Origin of the sequence: Nostoc sp. CmiVER01 (assembly GCF_034531135.2) — a bacterium.
Taxonomy (GTDB): domain Bacteria; phylum Cyanobacteriota; class Cyanobacteriia; order Cyanobacteriales; family Nostocaceae; genus Nostoc.
Genome location: NZ_JAVRBU020000013.1, coordinates 208,442 through 226,809, shown reverse-complemented (window position 1 = coordinate 226,809; position 18,368 = coordinate 208,442). Strand labels below are relative to the sequence as shown.

Annotated in this window: 10 protein-coding genes; 8 read left to right on the top strand and 2 right to left on the bottom strand. The window is 43.2% G+C overall.

The window, feature by feature from the left end:
- Positions 1–68 precede the first annotated feature (68 nt).
- On the top strand, positions 69–2,147 hold the full coding sequence (locus RMZ43_RS23295) for a HEAT repeat domain-containing protein (RefSeq protein ID WP_322653607.1): 2,079 nt from the start codon (positions 69–71) through the stop codon (positions 2,145–2,147).
- 130 nt (positions 2,148–2,277) lie between these two features.
- Here RMZ43_RS23295 and RMZ43_RS23290 read toward each other — a convergent pair whose 3' ends face one another.
- Complete coding sequence (locus RMZ43_RS23290; protein WP_322653608.1) at positions 2,278–2,790, bottom strand: DNA topology modulation protein; 513 nt, start codon at positions 2,788–2,790, stop codon at positions 2,278–2,280.
- A 129-nt stretch (positions 2,791–2,919) separates the two neighbouring features.
- Between RMZ43_RS23290 and gatB the strand changes: the two genes are divergently transcribed.
- The 7 genes from gatB (at position 2,920) to RMZ43_RS23255 (ending at position 13,980) form a co-directional block, all read left to right on the top strand.
- Positions 2,920–4,395 (top strand): Asp-tRNA(Asn)/Glu-tRNA(Gln) amidotransferase subunit GatB, encoded by a 1,476-nt coding sequence (gene gatB, locus RMZ43_RS23285; protein WP_322653609.1) that lies wholly within the window; start codon positions 2,920–2,922, stop codon positions 4,393–4,395.
- 661 nt (positions 4,396–5,056) lie between these two features.
- Positions 5,057–6,298, top strand: coding sequence for a bifunctional ornithine acetyltransferase/N-acetylglutamate synthase (gene argJ, locus RMZ43_RS23280; protein WP_322653610.1), 1,242 nt, complete (start codon positions 5,057–5,059; stop codon positions 6,296–6,298).
- Between the two features lie 553 nt (positions 6,299–6,851).
- The gene (locus tag RMZ43_RS23275; RefSeq protein WP_322653611.1) at positions 6,852–8,234 is read left to right on the top strand and encodes a CmpA/NrtA family ABC transporter substrate-binding protein; all 1,383 of its coding nucleotides are present in this window, start codon (positions 6,852–6,854) and stop codon (positions 8,232–8,234) included.
- A gap of 81 nt (positions 8,235–8,315) precedes the next feature.
- The gene (gene ntrB / locus RMZ43_RS23270; protein WP_322648444.1) at positions 8,316–9,155 is read left to right on the top strand and encodes a nitrate ABC transporter permease; all 840 of its coding nucleotides are present in this window, start codon (positions 8,316–8,318) and stop codon (positions 9,153–9,155) included.
- A gap of 127 nt (positions 9,156–9,282) precedes the next feature.
- Positions 9,283–11,283 (top strand): nitrate ABC transporter ATP-binding protein, encoded by a 2,001-nt coding sequence (locus RMZ43_RS23265; RefSeq protein WP_322653612.1) that lies wholly within the window; start codon positions 9,283–9,285, stop codon positions 11,281–11,283.
- Positions 11,284–11,764: 481 nt separating this feature from the next.
- Complete coding sequence (locus RMZ43_RS23260; RefSeq protein WP_322648446.1) at positions 11,765–12,622, top strand: nitrate ABC transporter ATP-binding protein; 858 nt, start codon at positions 11,765–11,767, stop codon at positions 12,620–12,622.
- Between the two features lie 32 nt (positions 12,623–12,654).
- Positions 12,655–13,980 carry a DUF58 domain-containing protein gene (locus RMZ43_RS23255; protein ID WP_322653613.1) on the top strand — a complete coding sequence of 442 codons (1,326 nt, stop codon included), beginning with the start codon at positions 12,655–12,657 and terminating at the stop codon, positions 13,978–13,980.
- 85 nt (positions 13,981–14,065) lie between these two features.
- Here the strand turns inward: RMZ43_RS23255 and RMZ43_RS23250 are convergent, their stop codons facing one another.
- Entirely contained in the window at positions 14,066–18,040 is a 3,975-nt protein-coding gene (locus RMZ43_RS23250; protein WP_322653614.1) for a beta strand repeat-containing protein, read from the bottom strand.
- Positions 18,041–18,368: the final 328 nt, after the last annotated feature.

Genomic DNA, 18,368 nt, shown 5'->3' with positions numbered 1-18,368 from the left:
ATCTTAAGTTTTGGATATAGACTCGCACTCCCTAAAAACCTAGAAATCTGAAAAAATTTCTCTGGCAGGTGGATATACTCGTAGTCAAGCACTTAGCAGGCGTGAGTATTATGCTGGAATGGTTTATTGGCTGGATAGCAAGCAATGCCTTTCTGCATCGGAAATTTTTAGAATATTTCTGTGCTTGGGAGTTTGTCTGGCAGTTTGAGAAGGAAGGCAGTATTTCAATTGAGGATCTCAAAACTGAAGTTTTTGGCAAACACTGGCAAGATGAAACTTGGCATGAGGTATTGCGGCTAATTGCCGGAATGATTAATGCGAAATTTGTTGGTGAAATTCTTGATTACTTGATGGTGCAAGATGGCGAAGAAGAAAAATTTATCAACTTGTTTTTAGCGGCTAAGTGTCTTGCAGAAGTGAGAAATCGGTCGGTAATTGTGTCAGTGGCTAATAAATTATTTGGCAAGGTAAAAGACTTAACTAAATATGACCCCTGGTACTATTACAGACCACATAACCTAAATGGAGAAGAAATGAAACTAGTTCTAAAAGTTCGCATTCAAGCAGTTGCAACAATTGCCGTAATTTGGAAAGATAAGCGTGATACCTTACACTGCCTCAAAGATCGCGCCACTGCTGATGATCATGAGTTTGTGCAACGTGCAGCCATCCAAGCATTAGCCAACAATTTCAAAGATGATCCGGACACCTGCTCGTTTCTCAAAGAACGCGCCACTGTTGATAATTCTGGGTATGTGCGAGATGTAGCCATCAAAGTATTAGCCAGCAATTTCAAAGATGACCCGTACACCCGCTCGTTTCTCAAAGACCGCGCCACTGCTGATGATAAGGATGTACGAGGTGCAGCCATCCAAGCATTAGCCAGCAATTTCCCAGATGACCCAGACACCCGCTCGTTTCTCAAAGAACGCGTCACTGCTGATGATACATGGGTCGCGCGAGTTCGAGCCATCCAAGCATTAGCCAGCAATTTTCCAGATGACCCGGGTACCCGCTTGTTTCTCAAAGAACGCGCCACTACTGATAATCATAAGGATGTGCGACGTGCAGCCATCGAAGTATTAGCCAGCAATTTCAAAGATGACCCGGACACCTGCACGATTCTCAAAAACCGCGCCACTGGTGATAATCATGAGTATGTGCGACGTGCAGCCATCGAAGCATTAGCCAGTAATTTCAAAGATGACCCGGACACCTGCTCGATTCTAAAAGACCGCGCCACTGCTGATGAATGGGATGTGCGAGGTACAGCCATCAAAGCATTAGCCAGCAATTTCTCAGATGACCCGGACACCCGATTGTTTGTCAAAGACCGCGCCACTGCTGATAATGAAGCGTATGTGCAAGGTGTAGCCATCCAAGCATTAGCCAGTAATTTCAAAGATGATCCGGACATCCGGTCGATTCTCAAAGAACGTGCCACTGCTGATGATGAATGGAATGTGCGAGTTGCAGCCATCGAAGCATTAGCCAGTAATTTCCCAAATGACCCGGACACCTGCTCGATTCTCAAAGACCACGCCACTGCTGGTGATGAAGGGGATGTGCGACGTGCAGCCATCCAAGCATTAATCAGCAATTTCCCAGATGACCCAGACACCCACTCGATTCTCAAAGACCGCGCCACTACTGATGATTATGGGTATGTGCGACGTGCAGCCATCGAAGCATTAGCCAGCAATTTCAAAGAAGACCCGGACACCCGCTCGATTCTCCAAGACCGCGCCACTACTGATGATGATAAGGATGTGCGATATGCAGCCATCCAAGCATTAGCTAGCAATTTCAAAAATGACTCGGACACCCACTCGATTCTCAAAGACTGCGCTACTGCTGATAATTCTGGGTATGTGCGATGTGCAGCCATTCAAGTATTATCTAAACACTTCAGAAATCAGCCTGAGTTGTTTGAAATTTACTACAACTGCGCTGTGAATGACTCCTTTGAGGGTAGATATGATCCCCCATTTCATCCCAACCCTCGGCGCGTTGCACTGGAGATAATTATTAAGCAATTTCCTCAACATTCCCAGACTTTACCACTGTTGCGCGACAAGGCAGAGAATGACCCACATGAGGAAGTGCGGAAGTTTGCTAAAAAAAAGTTGACAGAATTAGAGAAGTAACTTCAAAAATATGAACAACACAGAAGTTTGTCAACAAATCAACCAATATTATCAAAAATTAGCACATAAGTAGTAATACAGACTTTACCGATTTTTTCAGTTAATTTAATAAAAATCAATTATGTAAATCTTAATAGTGGGAAACTTTTTCTAAAAAATTTCTGACTTCTGTTGGTTCGCAAAGAATAATAACTTGCTGATTTGCTGTTAATTGACTAAGTTTTTTGATAATTTCAGGACGACGAATAATTGGGTATGACCATACATATTTGAGAAATTCCCAATTTAATCTTTCAGGACAATCTGATGCCATATCAGGCCTAGATTGTCCAGCATACATGAAGCGACGTTTAATAATTCGCGCCAAACACAAAATCCGAGGAAAATCCAAAAAAATTACCGTATCTGCAACCGATAAACGAATGTCGAGAGTACCACTGTAGTTACCATCCATAATCCAAGATTCTCGTAGGGTTAGGTCTTGAATTATGCTCTGCCATTTAGCTTTTGGAGTCTCAACCCAGCCAGGATTCCAATACCAAGTATCCAAGTGAATCACTTCTAAGCCTAAAATGGTTCCCAGTTCGCGGGCTAAGGTAGATTTACCAGCACCCCCAGAACCAATAATTAAGATTTTCTTCACCTTGTGTTTGCATCTCCCTTTTCAAGCTCATAAGGGTAAGCATTGCTCACCCAAATAACCGTCTTCAGGACAACTCAATACGCCGCTACAATAGTACCCTAAGAAGGATTATGCCCAAATATTGATATTATGACCACTGCTACAACCGTAAAAACTGAGTATGAAGCGATTATTGGGCTAGAAACCCATTGTCAACTGAGTACAAATACCAAGATTTTCTCTAATAGTTCTACAGCATTTGGTGCTGACCCCAATACTAACATTGACCCGGTTTGTATGGGTTTACCTGGGGTTTTACCTGTACTCAATGAAAAAGTATTAGAATACGCCGTCAAGGCTGGTTTAGCATTGAATTGTCAAATCGCTAAATATAGCAAATTTGACAGGAAACAGTATTTTTATCCTGACTTACCCAAAAATTACCAAATTTCTCAATATGATCTACCGATCGCAGAACATGGTTGGTTAGAAATTGAGTTGGTAGATGCTGAGGGGAATCCGATTCGTAAACGCATTGGCATCACACGTCTGCACATGGAAGAAGATGCTGGAAAATTGGTACACGCAGGTAGCGATCGCCTCTCCGGTTCTTCCTATTCTCTGGTAGACTACAATCGCGCAGGTGTACCGTTAGTAGAAATTGTCTCGGAACCTGATTTGCGTTCTGGATTAGAAGCTGCTGAATATGCCGAAGAGTTGCGCCGGATTGTCCGGTATCTCGGCGTAAGTGACGGTAATATGCAAGAAGGATCTCTGCGCTGCGATGTCAACATCTCTGTGCGTCCAGTGGGACGAAAGGAATTTGGCACGAAGGTAGAAATTAAAAACATGAACTCGTTCAGCGCCATCCAACGGGCAATTGACTATGAAATTGAACGTCAAATCGCAGCCATCGAAGCAGGCGATCGCATTATCCAAGAAACTCGGCTGTGGGAAGAAGGCGCTCAACGCACAAGTAGTATGCGGGTGAAAGAAGGTTCTAGCGATTACCGTTACTTCCCCGAACCAGATTTATCACCAATTGAGGTGACAGATGAAAAATTAGATCAATGGCGTAGCGAACTACCAGAATTACCAGCCCACAAACGCCATCGTTATGAAAGTGAGTTGGGGCTTTCGGCTTACGATACGCGAGTGCTGACAGAAGATCGTTCAATAGCGGAATATTTTGAAACTGCGATCGCATCTGGAGCAAATCCCAAAGCTGCTGCAAACTGGATTACTCAAGATATCACCGCCCACCTCAATAAGCAAAAACTCAGTATTACTCAAATCGCCCTAACTCCCACCAATCTAGCTGATATCATCACTCGCATTGAAACGGGCAAAATTAGCAATGCTCAAGCTAAAGAAAAGTTGCCAGATTTACTCACTGGTATTTCTCCTGAAAAAGCCTTTGCAGGTCAAGAGTTAATCAGCGATCCTAGTGTACTAGAACCTATCGTTGATGAAGTCATAGCTGCCAATCCCAAAGAACTAGAAAAATATCGCAACGGTAACACCAACATCAAAGGCTTCTTTGTCGGACAAGTTCTGAAAAAAACAGGCAAACGTGCCGATCCTAAGCTAACTACGGAATTGGTGGAGAAAAAACTGAACGCCTAGCAGGGGAGCAGGGGAGCAGGGGAGCGGAGGGGACAAAAGTTTAGAACTTCCAACAAGTCTTTCCCCTTGTCCCCAATTCTCCTTGTCCCCAATTCCTCTTTTCCATGCCCAATGCTCAATCCCCAATCCCCAACTACGTATTTTCCCGGTGATTCTTTACAAAATCTTCATATAAAAACTGGTGACAGCCCCCATACCTAAAATGCTATGCTGTGGTAAGTAGATGCACCCTGATGATCTGGAGAGCTGCCTAAGTGGCTCTCTTTTTTATTGGATTTCTGTGGTATTTACGTAAATGCTTCATAAAATTTTTAGAACCCATTTTATATATAAGTATTAACCCTTAGATCATAGATGATATAGTGTCAGAAAAAGATGCACCGTAATGATCTGGGGAGTGACCCAAGTGGCTCTTTTTTTCTGCTTTTGTCTTTCTTCATAAGAAAGGTAAAAACAATTATGCTAATCGCCAACTAGTGGATTATTATTGCCATCAGCAAATAAACTCATAAAAAAGAGAGAGGAGAGTAAGGATTAGGGGAAGTGGGAAAAAACTAATAACTTTCAACTCCTAACTTCTAACTCTTAACTCAGCACTTTTTGAAAGCACTTTTCCAAAGCACAAATTGACCTATCCAACCTGATAGTTTAAGGAAGAATAATGGCAGATTGGCAAAAAATCACAGGTGGTATCACAGCACCAAGGGGGTATCAAGCGGCGGGAATTACCGCAGGGTTGAAACCTTCGGGGTTGCCAGATTTAGCTTTGATATTCTCAGAGGTGGAAGCGATCGCAGCTGGTGTATTCACCACTAGTCAAGTTAAAGCCGCCTGCGTAGAATATTGTCGCCAACGCTTACAAGCTAAACAGAGCGCTCGTGCCATCCTTTGCAACGCCGGACAAGCAAACGCCGCTACAGGGAGTCAAGGCTACCTTGATACTTTAGAATCTGCTATGGCAGTAGGTCAAGCACTAAACATCCCATCTGAATCTGTGTTAGTGGCTTCCACTGGCGTGATTGGTCAAAGAGTTAAGATGGATGCTTTGCGAAGTGGGATTCCCAAGGTAGTAGCAGCACTATCACAAACAGGCTCAGATACCGCCGCCGGAGCGATTATCACTACAGACTTGGTAACAAAATCCATCGCCCTAGAGACAACTATAAGCGACCGTCCGGTACGAATTGGTGGTATTGCCAAGGGTTCCGGTATGATTCACCCTAACATGGCAACCATGCTGGCATTTGTTACTTGTGATGCTGTGGTTTCGCCAGCTCTTTGGCAACAGATGTTGGCAAGGGCAGCCGATAAAAGTTTCAATTCCATTACTGTGGATGGTGATACCAGCACCAACGATAGCTTAATCGCCTTGGCAAATGGTCAATCTCGTACCCCAGCAATTACAGAATGGGGCACAGAAGCAGAGAAATTAGAGGCGATGTTAACAGCAGTTTGTCAGCATTTAGCAAAAGCGATCGCTCGTGATGGTGAAGGCGCAACTTGTCTAATTGAAGTAGAAGTAACAGGGGCCCATGATGAAATTTCAGCCCGACAAATAGCCAAAACCATCGCTGGTTCGTCCTTAGTTAAATCTGCAATCTTTGGGCATGATCCTAACTGGGGACGCATCGCCGCCGCCGCCGGACGTGCAGGTGTACCCTTTGAACAAGAAAACTTGCAAATTAAGCTAGGGGATTTCTTAATGCTGGAAAATGGGCAACCTCTACAATTCGACCGTGTAGCAGCGAGCGCTTATTTGAAAAAAGCAGTGGTAGGTGCTTATCTCCAAGAGGATACCGTATTAATCTCCGTTAACATTGGCAATGGTCATGGTTCAGGTAAAGCTTGGGGTTGTGATTTGAGTTATGACTACGTGAGGATTAATGCCGAATACACTACTTAAAATCTTCTTTATAGGTATACCGTTTCTCCTTTCAAGTTGATACAAATGCGTTTTTAGGGTAGCAGAGCTAGCTGTGCTACTCTAAATCATAGTGCCAACATAATAGTCTTCATAAATAAAAGTTTATATATTAGTAAATACTACTAATATTAAGCTGCAAAATAAGCAAAAAAACAAATCATAAGATAAAAGTAATAGTCTCCATAGATAAAATCTTATACATTAAAAATTATTCATATAGTTAAGGAAAATACATAACCTTTTCCTTATACATCCAATTTAATATTTGTTTAATAAATCCAGACTCCAAGTGAACAAATTGAACTTGAAAGGCTGTAAACTGATTTCAACAAGGTGAATGAGACCTCTGCACCACACTAGAGCAGAGCCAATAAATTAGCCGAGTTTTTATATAGGTAGCTCTGTCATTGATCCAATGACTGCCGTTGCTTTGCAAAATATAGCTTAATCATTAATAGCGCAATAAACATAACGTTTATTGTCTAAATTGCCATAGCTATAAAAATAAAATTTACGTTTTCAGGAGAATATTATGACAGAATTTTTTAATCAAATTTCCCGCCGCAAATTCATTTTCACAGCTGGAGTATCGGCGAGTGCTGTATTTCTTAAAGGCTGTTTAGGTAATCCCCCTGAAAACTTAACTGGTGGAAACACTAAATCACAACCAACTGCTCAGTCGGTTGCTAATGTTAGTTCGGAACAAGCACCAGAAACTACTACAGTCAAGCTGGGGTATATTCCTATTGTAGAAGCGGCTCCCTTAATTATTGCTAAAGAAAAAGGCTTTTTTGCCAAGTATGGTATGACTAATGTTGACCTTTCCAAGCAAGCTTCTTGGGGTTCAGCAAGGGACAACGTAGAAATTGGTTCTGCTGGTGGTGGTATAGATGGTGGTCAATGGCAGATGCCAATGCCACATTTAATTACAGAAGGTTTTATTACCAAAGGCAATCAAAAAATTCCCATGTATGTCTTATGTCAATTAATTACACATGGAAATGGAATTGCGATCGCAAACAAGCATCAAGGTAAAGGTATCAGCTTACAACTTGCCAGCGCTAAGTCCCTATTTACAGAATTAAAATCTTCAACCCCTTTCACAGCTGCATTTACCTTTCCCCACGTCAACCAAGATTTGTGGATTCGCTACTGGTTAGCAGCAGGCGGCTTAGATCCAGATGCAGATGTCAAGTTGCTCACAGTACCTGCGGCGCAAACTGTGGCCAACATGAAAACAGGAACGATGGATGCCTTTAGTACAGGCGACCCCTGGCCTTATCGCCTTGTTCAAGACAAAATCGGCTACTTAGCAGCATTAACCGCAGAAATTTGGAAGAATCATCCTGAAGAATATCTTGCCATGAGAGGCGATTGGGTTGATAAAAATCCTAAGGCTACCAAAGCAATTTTAAAAGGAATTATGGAAGCCCAACAGTGGCTAGATAATTTTGATAACCGTAAAGAAGCGGCTCAGATTTTGGCTGGACGAAATTATTTCAATCTTCCTTCACCGGAAATCCTAGCAGACCCATACGCAGGCAAATATGACATGGGTGATGGCCGCAAAATTGATGATAAATCAATGGCTGCTTACTACTGGAAAGATGAAAAAGGTAATGTTTCTTATCCATATAAAAGTCATGATTTATGGTTCATAGTTGAAAACGTTCGTTGGGGATTCTTACCAAAAGATTACGTAGACAATAATGCTGCTAAGGCTAAAGAACTTATCAACAAAGTCAACCGTGAAGATATTTGGAAAGAAGCTGCCAAAGAAGCTGGCATTGCTGCTGCTGATATTCCTACAAATACATCCCGTGGTGTAGAACAGTTTTTTGATGGCATAAAATTTGACCCTGAAAAACCAGAAGAATATTTGAAGAGTTTAAAAATCAAAAAAGTCAGTATTTAGAGGCACCATTAAACTCTTGTAGAGACGCGATTCATCGCGTCTAAAACAAATAACAATAAAATTTGCGGAGAATACAACATCATGACAATAGCTCAAAAACGTCCTGCAAGCCCTAGATTGAGTAATGGCTTTATATCCAGCCTGAAAAAGCAGTTTCCTGACCTGATACCACCAGCGATCGCGATCGCCATCTTCCTCGTTCTCTGGCAACTTTTCGCTTGGATTCCAGGAGCCACATTACCAGGGCCAATACAAGTTATCCAAGACACTTGGGTGTTGATTTTCTGGCCATTTTATGACCGGGGTGGCATTGATAAAGGTCTATTTTGGCAGATTCTCGCTAGTCTGCAACGAGTTGCTATCAGTTATACCTTAGCTGCGATCGTTGGTATTGCCTTGGGCATTTTAATTGGGGTTAATAAAACCATGTCCAAAGCTTTAGACCCCATTTTTCAACTATTGCGGACAGTACCACCTCTAGCTTGGGTTCCGATTTCTTTAGCAGCTTTACGACAAAATGAACCCGCAGCATTATTCGTAATTTTCATCACCGCCATTTGGCCAATTTTAATTAACACTGCTGTCGGCGTAACCCAAATTCCCCAAGATTACAACAACGTCGCCAAAGTTCTCCAACTTAGCCGCAAAGAATATTTCACTAATATTTTGATTCCTGCGGCATTACCCTACATCTTTACCGGTTTGAGAATTGCGATCGGTTTAGCTTGGTTAGCAATTATCGCTGCCGAAATCGTCATGTCTGGTATTGTCGGCATCGGCTTTTTCATCTGGGACGCTTATCAAAATAACAACGTCAGCGAAGTTATTTTAGCTCTAGTTTATATCGGCGTTGTTGGGTTGCTCTTAGATAAAGCAATGGGTTGGCTGCAAAACAAGATTTTACCAGCAGAGCAAAAATAGTGAATGGGAAGTAGGGAGTAGGGACAGAGAATGAATTTTCCTAATCTCTAATCCCCACTCCGCATCCCCCATCCCCTATCCCCCCATCCCCCATCCCTCATTCCCCACTCCCTACTCCCTATCTCTTATGTTCGTAGCTGTAGATCAAATTGAAAAAGTTTTTGAATTAACTGGTGGTGGCAAATATATCGCTCTCAAAGGAATCGACCTCCAAATTAAAAAAGGAGAATTCGTTTCTTTGATTGGTCACTCCGGTTGCGGCAAATCTACCCTATTAAATATGATTGCAGGTTTAGATTTGCCTACAGAAGGTATTGTCACTCTCGAAGGACAAAAAATCACCAAACCCGGCCCAGATAGGATGGTGGTGTTCCAAAATTATTCCTTATTACCTTGGCGAACAGTTAGAGAAAATATTGCCCTCGCTGTGGACTCAGTAATGAAAGGTTCATCCGCAGCCGAACGCAACGCCATCGTCGAAAAACATATAAATATGGTGGGTTTGCGTCCTCATGCTGATAAACAACCGGGAATGTTATCAGGTGGACAAAAGCAGCGAGTTGCGATCGCCCGCGCTTTAGCGATTCGTCCCAAATTACTCTTGCTAGATGAACCATTTGGTGCATTAGATGCACTCACACGCGGCAATTTGCAAGAACAACTGATGCAAATCTGCGAAGAAAATCAAGTTACCGCCGTGATGGTGACACATGATGTAGATGAAGCGGTGCTATTATCTGACAGAATCGTAATGTTAACCAACGGCCCCGAATCTAAAATCGGCGACATTTTAGAAGTGGATATTCCCAGACCCCGCAAGCGCATGGAAGTAGTAGAACATCCTAGCTACTACAGCTTGCGGAGTGAGATGATTTACTTCCTCAATCAGCAGAAGCGCATCAAGAAAATTCGAGCGCGGAAAACTGGCGACGTTGCCCGTCATGGATTAGAAAAAGTTAACCTGGAAATTGGCTTTTTACCTCTAACAGCTTGCGCCCCTTTAGCTGTTGCTAAAGAAAAAGGCTTCTTTCTCAAGCACGGTTTAGATGAAGTTAACCTGGTGCGTGAAAGTAGCTGGCGGGGTATAGAAGATGGCATAAGTGGCGGTTATTTAGATGCAGCGCAAATGCCTTCAGGGATGCCGATGTGGCTAACTTTGGGAGGACATAATAACCAACCTCTACCCGTTGTCACTGCCCTTACCATGACTCGCAACGGTAACGCCATTACCTTGGCAAAACGCTTTTATGACCAAGGTGTGCAAACCTTATCAGATTTCAGAAATCACCTGATTCTCACCCACGAACAACGGCATACAATGGGGGTAGTGCATCCCGCTTCTATGCACAATTTACTGCTGCGTTACTGGCTAGCGGCTGGTGGAATTGACCCCGACAGTGATGTAGACATGAAGACCATTCCCCCAGCGCAGATGGTAGCCGATCTAAAAGCCGGAAGCATTGATGGCTACTGCGTCGGCGAACCTTGGAACTATCGCGCGGCTGTGGAAAATGTCGGTTTTACCATCGCTACTGACTTAGAAGTATGGCTGGGACACCCCGGTAAAGTTCTTGGTGTGCGGGAAGATTGGGCAGAAAATTATCCAAATACGCATATCGCCTTAACGAAAGCTTTGTTAGAAGCTTGCGTGTATTGTGCAAATCCCGAAAATACTCAAGAAATTCGCCGAATTTTAGCAGGGCGAGATTATGTCAGCACTGATTTAGAATACATTCAACTCGAAGATCCAGATAGTCTTACCTGTGACTTAGATCATCCATTGCGGGACTATGCCCATCACCAGTTTTATTCTGAGTCTGCCATTAACCGCCCTAGTCGCACCGAACAAATTTGGATTATGAGTCAATTGGCGCGTTGGGGTGACACTCCTTTCCCCAGAAATTGGGTAGAAGTTGTGGAACGGGTGTGTCGAGTGCGTGTTTTCAGCACCGCCGCACGAGAATTAGGTTTGGATATTAGCTATATTCGCCAACCGATTCAACTGTTCGATGGTACTCCCTTTAACGCCGACGATCCGATCGCTTATCTCAACAACTTGAAAATTAAACGTGATTTTTCAGTCGCGGAAGTTATTCTTGATGCACCAAGAAGGAGACTCGCATCATAAAACAATGGTGAGAGAAAGAGGGAGTGGGAGAAGTAGCACATCACGCGCAAACCTCTGAACTGGATGAATCCACCTTTGAACTCCGTTAATGAGTCTTTGAACTGGATGAATCCACCTTTTATCTCCGTTAAGTTATATCTTGCATCAGTCCCTACGATCGCCTGAGAATAAATTCTCAGGCTAATAGCCCAAGTCCACTTAAGTGGACTAAGCTGACGCGCATTTAAATTTGATAATTTAGCGCCTTGAACCACTTTACTGCCTTAGATTGCCTTGTAAAACTAGATGACGAACAGCTTAAAACCTTACTCCATTCGATATTAAGCGGCTTAGTTCCCCCACTCCCTTTCATTTAGTCTTCTTTAGAAGACTTTAGCTATAAGCCTCAGAATTCATTCTGAGGCGGTCGTGGGAACTGATGCAAATTCTGAGTCAACGAATCTTTGAACTTTCACATTAAGCTTTTTAATCCCCAAATACCATGCAAAATCGTAACTTTACAGCTACAAACACATTAGGAAAACCATTCGTCGCTACAACCACCAATCACAGACCTTTCCTAGAAATTAAAGACGTTACCAAAGTCTATCCGACAAAGAAAGGCCCCTTCACCGTACTCGACGGCGTTAACCTCAACGTAGAACAGGGCGAATTTATTTGCGTCATCGGTCACTCTGGCTGTGGCAAATCGACACTATTAAATATGGTATCCGGTTTTAACTTTCCCACCTCCGGGCAAGTGTTACTTGAAGGAGAACCAATCACCAAGCCAGGCCCAGACAGGATGGTTGTCTTCCAAAACTATGCTTTGCTACCTTGGCGAACTGCTTTTGAAAATATCTACTTAGCTGTTAACGCCGTTTATCCTAACAAACCACAAGCTGAAAAAAGAGCGATCGTGCGCGATCATTTAGCAATGGTGGGATTGGCTGATGCAATGGAAAAGAAACCAATGCAAATGTCCGGCGGGATGAGACAACGGGTTTCTATCGCCCGTGCTTTGGCGATTCGTCCGAAAGTTTTAATTTTAGATGAACCTTTTGGGGCGCTGGATGCTATCACCAAAGAAGAATTACAAGAAGAATTGCTGAAAATTTGGGGCGATAACCGTTGTACAGTGCTGATGATTACCCACGACATCGACGAGGCACTATTTTTAGCAGATAAATTGGTAATGATGACCAATGGGCCTCATGCAAAAATTGGCGAAGTTATGGAAATTCCTTTTTCTCGTCCCCGCGATCGCGCCCGGATTATGGAAGATCCACAATACTACCAACTACGTAATTATGCCTTAGATTTCCTCTTTAATCGCTTTGCCCATGATGACGTAGGTTAAGCTAATCTTTTCCTAAGTTTTCATTCTAAAAAATGGTTCCTTCCAGACGAGTTTATTTATTGTTGGTTTTAGGTATAGCAATCGCCCCGATTCTATGCCTTTTTTTCAACATTAAAGCAGCGATCGCCATCATTTTGCTATTTGATGCGATCGTTCTCGGATTGATGGTTATAGATGGTTTGCAGGTACGCCGTTCTCGCGTGCAAATTACCCGCGAATTACCCTCACGATTATCTATTGGGCGGGATAATCCAGTGGTGCTAAAAGTAACATCGCCAAATGCCAACGCCCTAATTGAAATCTGCGATTACTACCCAACAGGGTTTGGCATATCTGCACCCACACTCACCGCTATTATTCCCAGTAATACCACTCAAGAATTGACATATACCGTCAACCCAACACAGCGCGGCGAGTTTCCTTGGGGAAATATTCAAGTTCGACAGTTAGGAATTTGGGGATTAGCTTGGGATGATTGGCAAATTAGCCAAAGTTTGCCGGTGAAAGTTTATCCTGATTTGGTTGGGTTGCGATCGCTGACAATTCGTTTAACATTGCAATCATCAGGATCAATCCGCCAATCTCGCAAAACTGGTATTGGTACAGAGTTTGCCGAACTGCGGAACTATCGCACTGGTGACGATTTGCGGTTTATTGATTGGAAAGCTACCGCCCGTCGGGTTGGGGCATATAATAATGCAACGCCACTGGTGAGAGTTTTAGAACCCGAACAGGAACAAACTTTACTGATTTTGCTCGATCGCGGGCGATTAATGACAGCAAAGGTGCAGAATTTGCAGCGATTTGACTGGGGTTTGAATGCAACTTTATCCTTAGCATTAGCGGGGTTGCATCGAGGCGATCGCGTCGGTGTTGGTGTATTTGACCGCCAGATGCATACGTGGATTCCCCCAGAACGCGGTCAACATCATTTAAATCAGCTAATCGATCGCCTAACACCAATTCAACCAGTATTATTTGAATCTGATTATTTGGGGGCAGTGACAAATGTTGTGCAGCGTCAAACTCGCAGGGCGCTGGTAGTGGTGATTACCGACTTAATTGATGTCACCGCTTCTACAGAACTCTTAGCTGCACTTTCCAAACTAGCACCCCGCTATCTGCCCTTTTGTGTGACTCTGCGAGATCCGCAAGTTGATCGTTTAGCACACACTTTCACAGATGATGTTACAGATGCTTATGCCCGTGCAGTGGCACTAGATTTATTAATGCAACGACAAGTAGCTTATGCTCAATTGAAGCAAAAAGGTGTATTAGTACTAGATGCACCAGCAAATCAAATTGCCGATCAGGTAGTTGAGCGATATCTGCAACTTAAAGCCCGGAATCAACTTTAGCCAATTGCATTGATTCATCAAATGAGAGGTGCTGAAAATAGCACCTCGTAAGCCGTGATCCTTAATAATGGCACGCTAACCACGATTAAATATTAAACAAAAAATTGTTTTCGGTTAGTGATAATCCAGCAGATAATTGGGCAAATTTTACCTGAGTAAACCCAGACGCACTGCCATCTTGGTCAAAGAACAGTCCACCTGTAACATTGTTGTAGATGAATCGTTGAGCAGCAGTGGTTGCTGATACTCCAAGGGTAAACTGACTTGGCTGAAGTGAACCTGGTGATAACCCGCCACCAAAGTTAATAGCCGATATCTGAATCAATTCATTAGTCGCGTTGAAGTCATAAAGATTAACAATGCCTTTATTGTAAATTTGGAATTGAAAGGTATCAGTTCCATCTCCTCCATAGAGAGTGTCATTACCAAAACTAGCTGAGAGGATGTCATTGCCATCGCCACCATAAAGGGTATTATTACCTAAATACCCACCTGAAAGGAAGTCGTTACCTGCACCGCCAATAATCGTATCATTGCCACCATTGCCCCCAATTATCGTATCGTTGCCATTGCTCCCTACAATGTTGTCATTGTACTTTGTACCTATAATATTTAATCCTTCGATATTGTTGTAGCTAACTCGATTATTGGCCGCCGTAATTGAGCCAATGTTAGTAGTAGCATTGAATGTCGAAGTGATTCCTCCAGTAGCATTGGTGTAATCGGCGGACAAGAAATCATCACCTTTACCCCCATCCACTGTTTGAGTCACTAAAGAAGATAAGGCAGTAGATGAAGGCTGTACAGCAAAAGAGTCATTACCATCGCCCCCAGAGAGCAGATTATTGCCTTGTGAATTACCAACATCCAAGGAATCGTCACCAACGCCACCGTTAAGAGTGTTATCACCTGTTGAACCCCTAGCACTCAATGTATCGTTACCTGCACCTCCATTGAGGGTGTTATTGCCTAAAGAGCGAGAGTCAAAGAAGCCGAAATCGGAGCCGGAGCCGCCAGAAAGGTCAAGAAAATCATTGCCATCGCCCCCAAAGAGCAAGTTATCACCTTTTGAACCGCTAGCACTCAAGCTATCGTTACCTGCACCTCCGTCAAGGGTGTTATTGCCTAAAGAGCGAGAGTCAAAGGAGGAGCCGTTGTACCTGTAGAGGCCAGAAATGTCAAGAGAATCATTGCCATCGCCCCCAGAGATCAAGTTATCGCCTATTGAACTGCTAGCATTCAAGCTATCGTCACCAGTACCACCGTAAAGGGTATCATTGCCTGCACGGTTAATGAGAGTATCATTTCCTGCACCGCCAATGAGAATATCATTTCCCGCACCACCTCTCAAAAGGTCATTACCACTCAAGCCGTCGATGATGTCGTCACCCCCCTGACCATTGATGACATCATTGGAGTTGTCAAAACCCGTAATGTTGTTGGATAGGTCATTGAGGAAGGTAACAGTGTTCCTTTTGAACAGACTAGTTTGAGTGGAATTAGCATCAAACACATCAAAACTATCGGCGATGCTGGTTTGTCCATAAAACAGTATATTGCCAATAGCTGGTTGTGAAGAAGTTGCTGGCAGATTATCCAGGTTTTCTAATTTAAAGTTTTGGAGAATGACTTTATTATTAGTATTACCAGCATTAGCGTCTTCAAATGTGATTTCTAAGTTGTTACCATTTTGAGTTAATAGCAGATTTTGAGCAGTGAAGCCAAGGAAGCCACTGAAGGGAGTATCTTTAAATTGCAAGGTGTCTAAGGAGGTAATCACCGTTGCTGACGGATTTGAGCCTTTACCCACGCCACCGAAATCGGTGATAATATCAGTGCCCTCTGCCGGGTTGTAAACAAATATATCATTGCCAGCGCCACCAGTTAGGGTGTCGTTACCAGCCGCACCTGTTAGGATATCATTACCTGCACCGCCAATAATCACATCATTATTATAGCCGCCATTTATCGTATCATTGCCATTGTTCCCTACAATCAAGTCATCGTATTGTGTACCTGAGATATTTAATCGTTCGATATTGTTGTAGCTAACCCGATACGTGCCCACCGTAATTGAGCCAATGTTCGTAGTAGCATCAAAAGTCGAAGTCAAACCCCCGCTAGCATTGCTGTAACTAACGGACAACACATCGTCACCTTTACCCCCATCTATCGTATCATTGCCAGCATTGCCTGTGGAGAGTGTATCGTTGCCATCGTTGCCAACAATCAAGTCATCGTATTGTGTACCTGAGATATTTAATCGTTCGATATTGTCGTAGCTAACCCGATTCGTGCCCGCCGTAATTTCTCCAATATTAGTAGTTACATTGAATGTCGTTGTGATACCCTCTGTAGAATTCTTGTAGCCGACGGACAACACATCGTCACCCTTACCCCCATCGATAGTATCATTACCAGCATTGCCCGTGGAGAGCGTATCGTTGCCATCGTTGCCAACAATCAAGTCATTATATTGTGTGCCTGAGATATTTAATCGTTCGATATTTTTGTAGCTAACCTGATACGCGCCCGCCGTAATTGAGCCAATGTTAGTAGTGGCATTGATGGTCGTTGTGATACCTCCTTTAGCTAAGGTGTAATCGACGGACAACAAATCGTCACCCTTGCCCCCATCTACCGTTTGAGTTACTAAAGAAGAGAGGGCAGTATCTGTGGGGCTTAAATAGAAGGAATCATTGCCATCGCCCCCAGATAGTAAGTTATAGCCTGTTGAATACTCAGCACGCAATGTATCGTCACCTGCGCCACCGTTGAGGGTGTTATTGCCCTTGGAGGACACATAACCATCGCCACCTCTATCTGAGTAGAAATAGCCAGAGGTGGAGAGAAAATCATTGCCATCTTCCCCCAAGAGTAAGTTATTACCAGATGTTACCCCAGCACTCAAGCTATCGTTACCAGCGCCACCGTTGAGGGTGTCATTTGAAGCCCCAGCACTCAAGGTATCGTTACCATCGCCCCCAAAGAGTAGGTTGCCAGATGTTGACTCAGCATTCAAGTAATCGTCACCTGCGCCACCGTTGAGGGTGTTATTGCCTGTGGAGTCAATATAGTCGTATCCTTCTAAATAGTAAGAGGCGTTAAGAGAATCATTGCCATCGCCCCCCAAGAGTAAGTTATTGCCTTTTGAAGCCTCAGCACTCAAGGTATCGTTACCACTGCCACCGTTGAGGGTGTTATCGCCTGTTGAAAATTGAATATCGAAGTGATCGTTACCAATACCACCAACAAGGGAATTATTGCCCGTATCATCAACGAGGGTGTCATCTCCAGCACCACCAACAAGAGTATCATTCCCCATGCCACCTCGTAGCAGGTCATTGCCACTCTCGCCATCTATGATGTCATTCCCCATACCACCTCGCAACAGGTCATTGCCACTCTTGCCATCTATGATGTCATCGCCCCCTTGACCATTGATGACATCATCTGAGTTGTCAAAGCCGCTAACGTTATTGTTCAGGTCGTTAAGGAAGGTGACTGTGTTTTTTTTAAAGACAGTGCTTTGAGTAGAGTTGGCATTGAAGACATCAAAGCTGTCGGTGATGCTAGTTTGCCCATCAAACAGGATATTGCCCAAGTCTACAGTGGCTCCAGTTGATTTGCTCAGGTTATCCAGATTTTCCAGAGCAAAGTTTTGCAGGATGACTTTTGCACCAAAAAGCCTCCTTTGATAAGGATACCTTTCAAAGCTGATTTCCAGATTGTTACCATTCTGGGTCAACAGCAAATTTTGGGCAGTGAAACCATCGCTCTGGAATTCTAGGGTGTCCACTTCGGCAATTACTGCTGCTGTCGGATTTGTCCCTTTACCTACGCCACCAAAATCGGTGATGATATTATTACGCTGGGAATTATAGTCAGCGTCGTCGTTGTCAATATATTTATCCTGACCGCCTCCACCAGTCAAGGTGTCGTTACCACCGTTACCATATATGATCTTTATAGTATCGTTGCCTGCAAGGCCGTTAATCGTGTCCGCTTCGTAACTACCCGCTAAAGTATCATTACCGTTGGTTCCAATGATATTTGCCATAACTTTTACCTACCTTAATCGATTTTTTCAGTAATTTTTAAGTTGCCAATTTGCTTTTTGTGCTGTTTTATAACACAAAAAAATCATCGAAATTTGACGTTTTCGGCATACTTTATCCGTCACCTTTGAGGATCAGTAATATTTCTCGAAGATTCCCAATATAAAAAGGCTTTCAGGTAGCATTTGTCTAGTTATCTTAGACTATCTAAGTTTTAATGATGGTACAAATTAATGAGCATGTACATTCGGTATCATAGGCCATTTCAGTCTTTTTCATCATCGTTATTCAGCGATTTATAATGAGTAATAATGATAAAAAAATCTGACT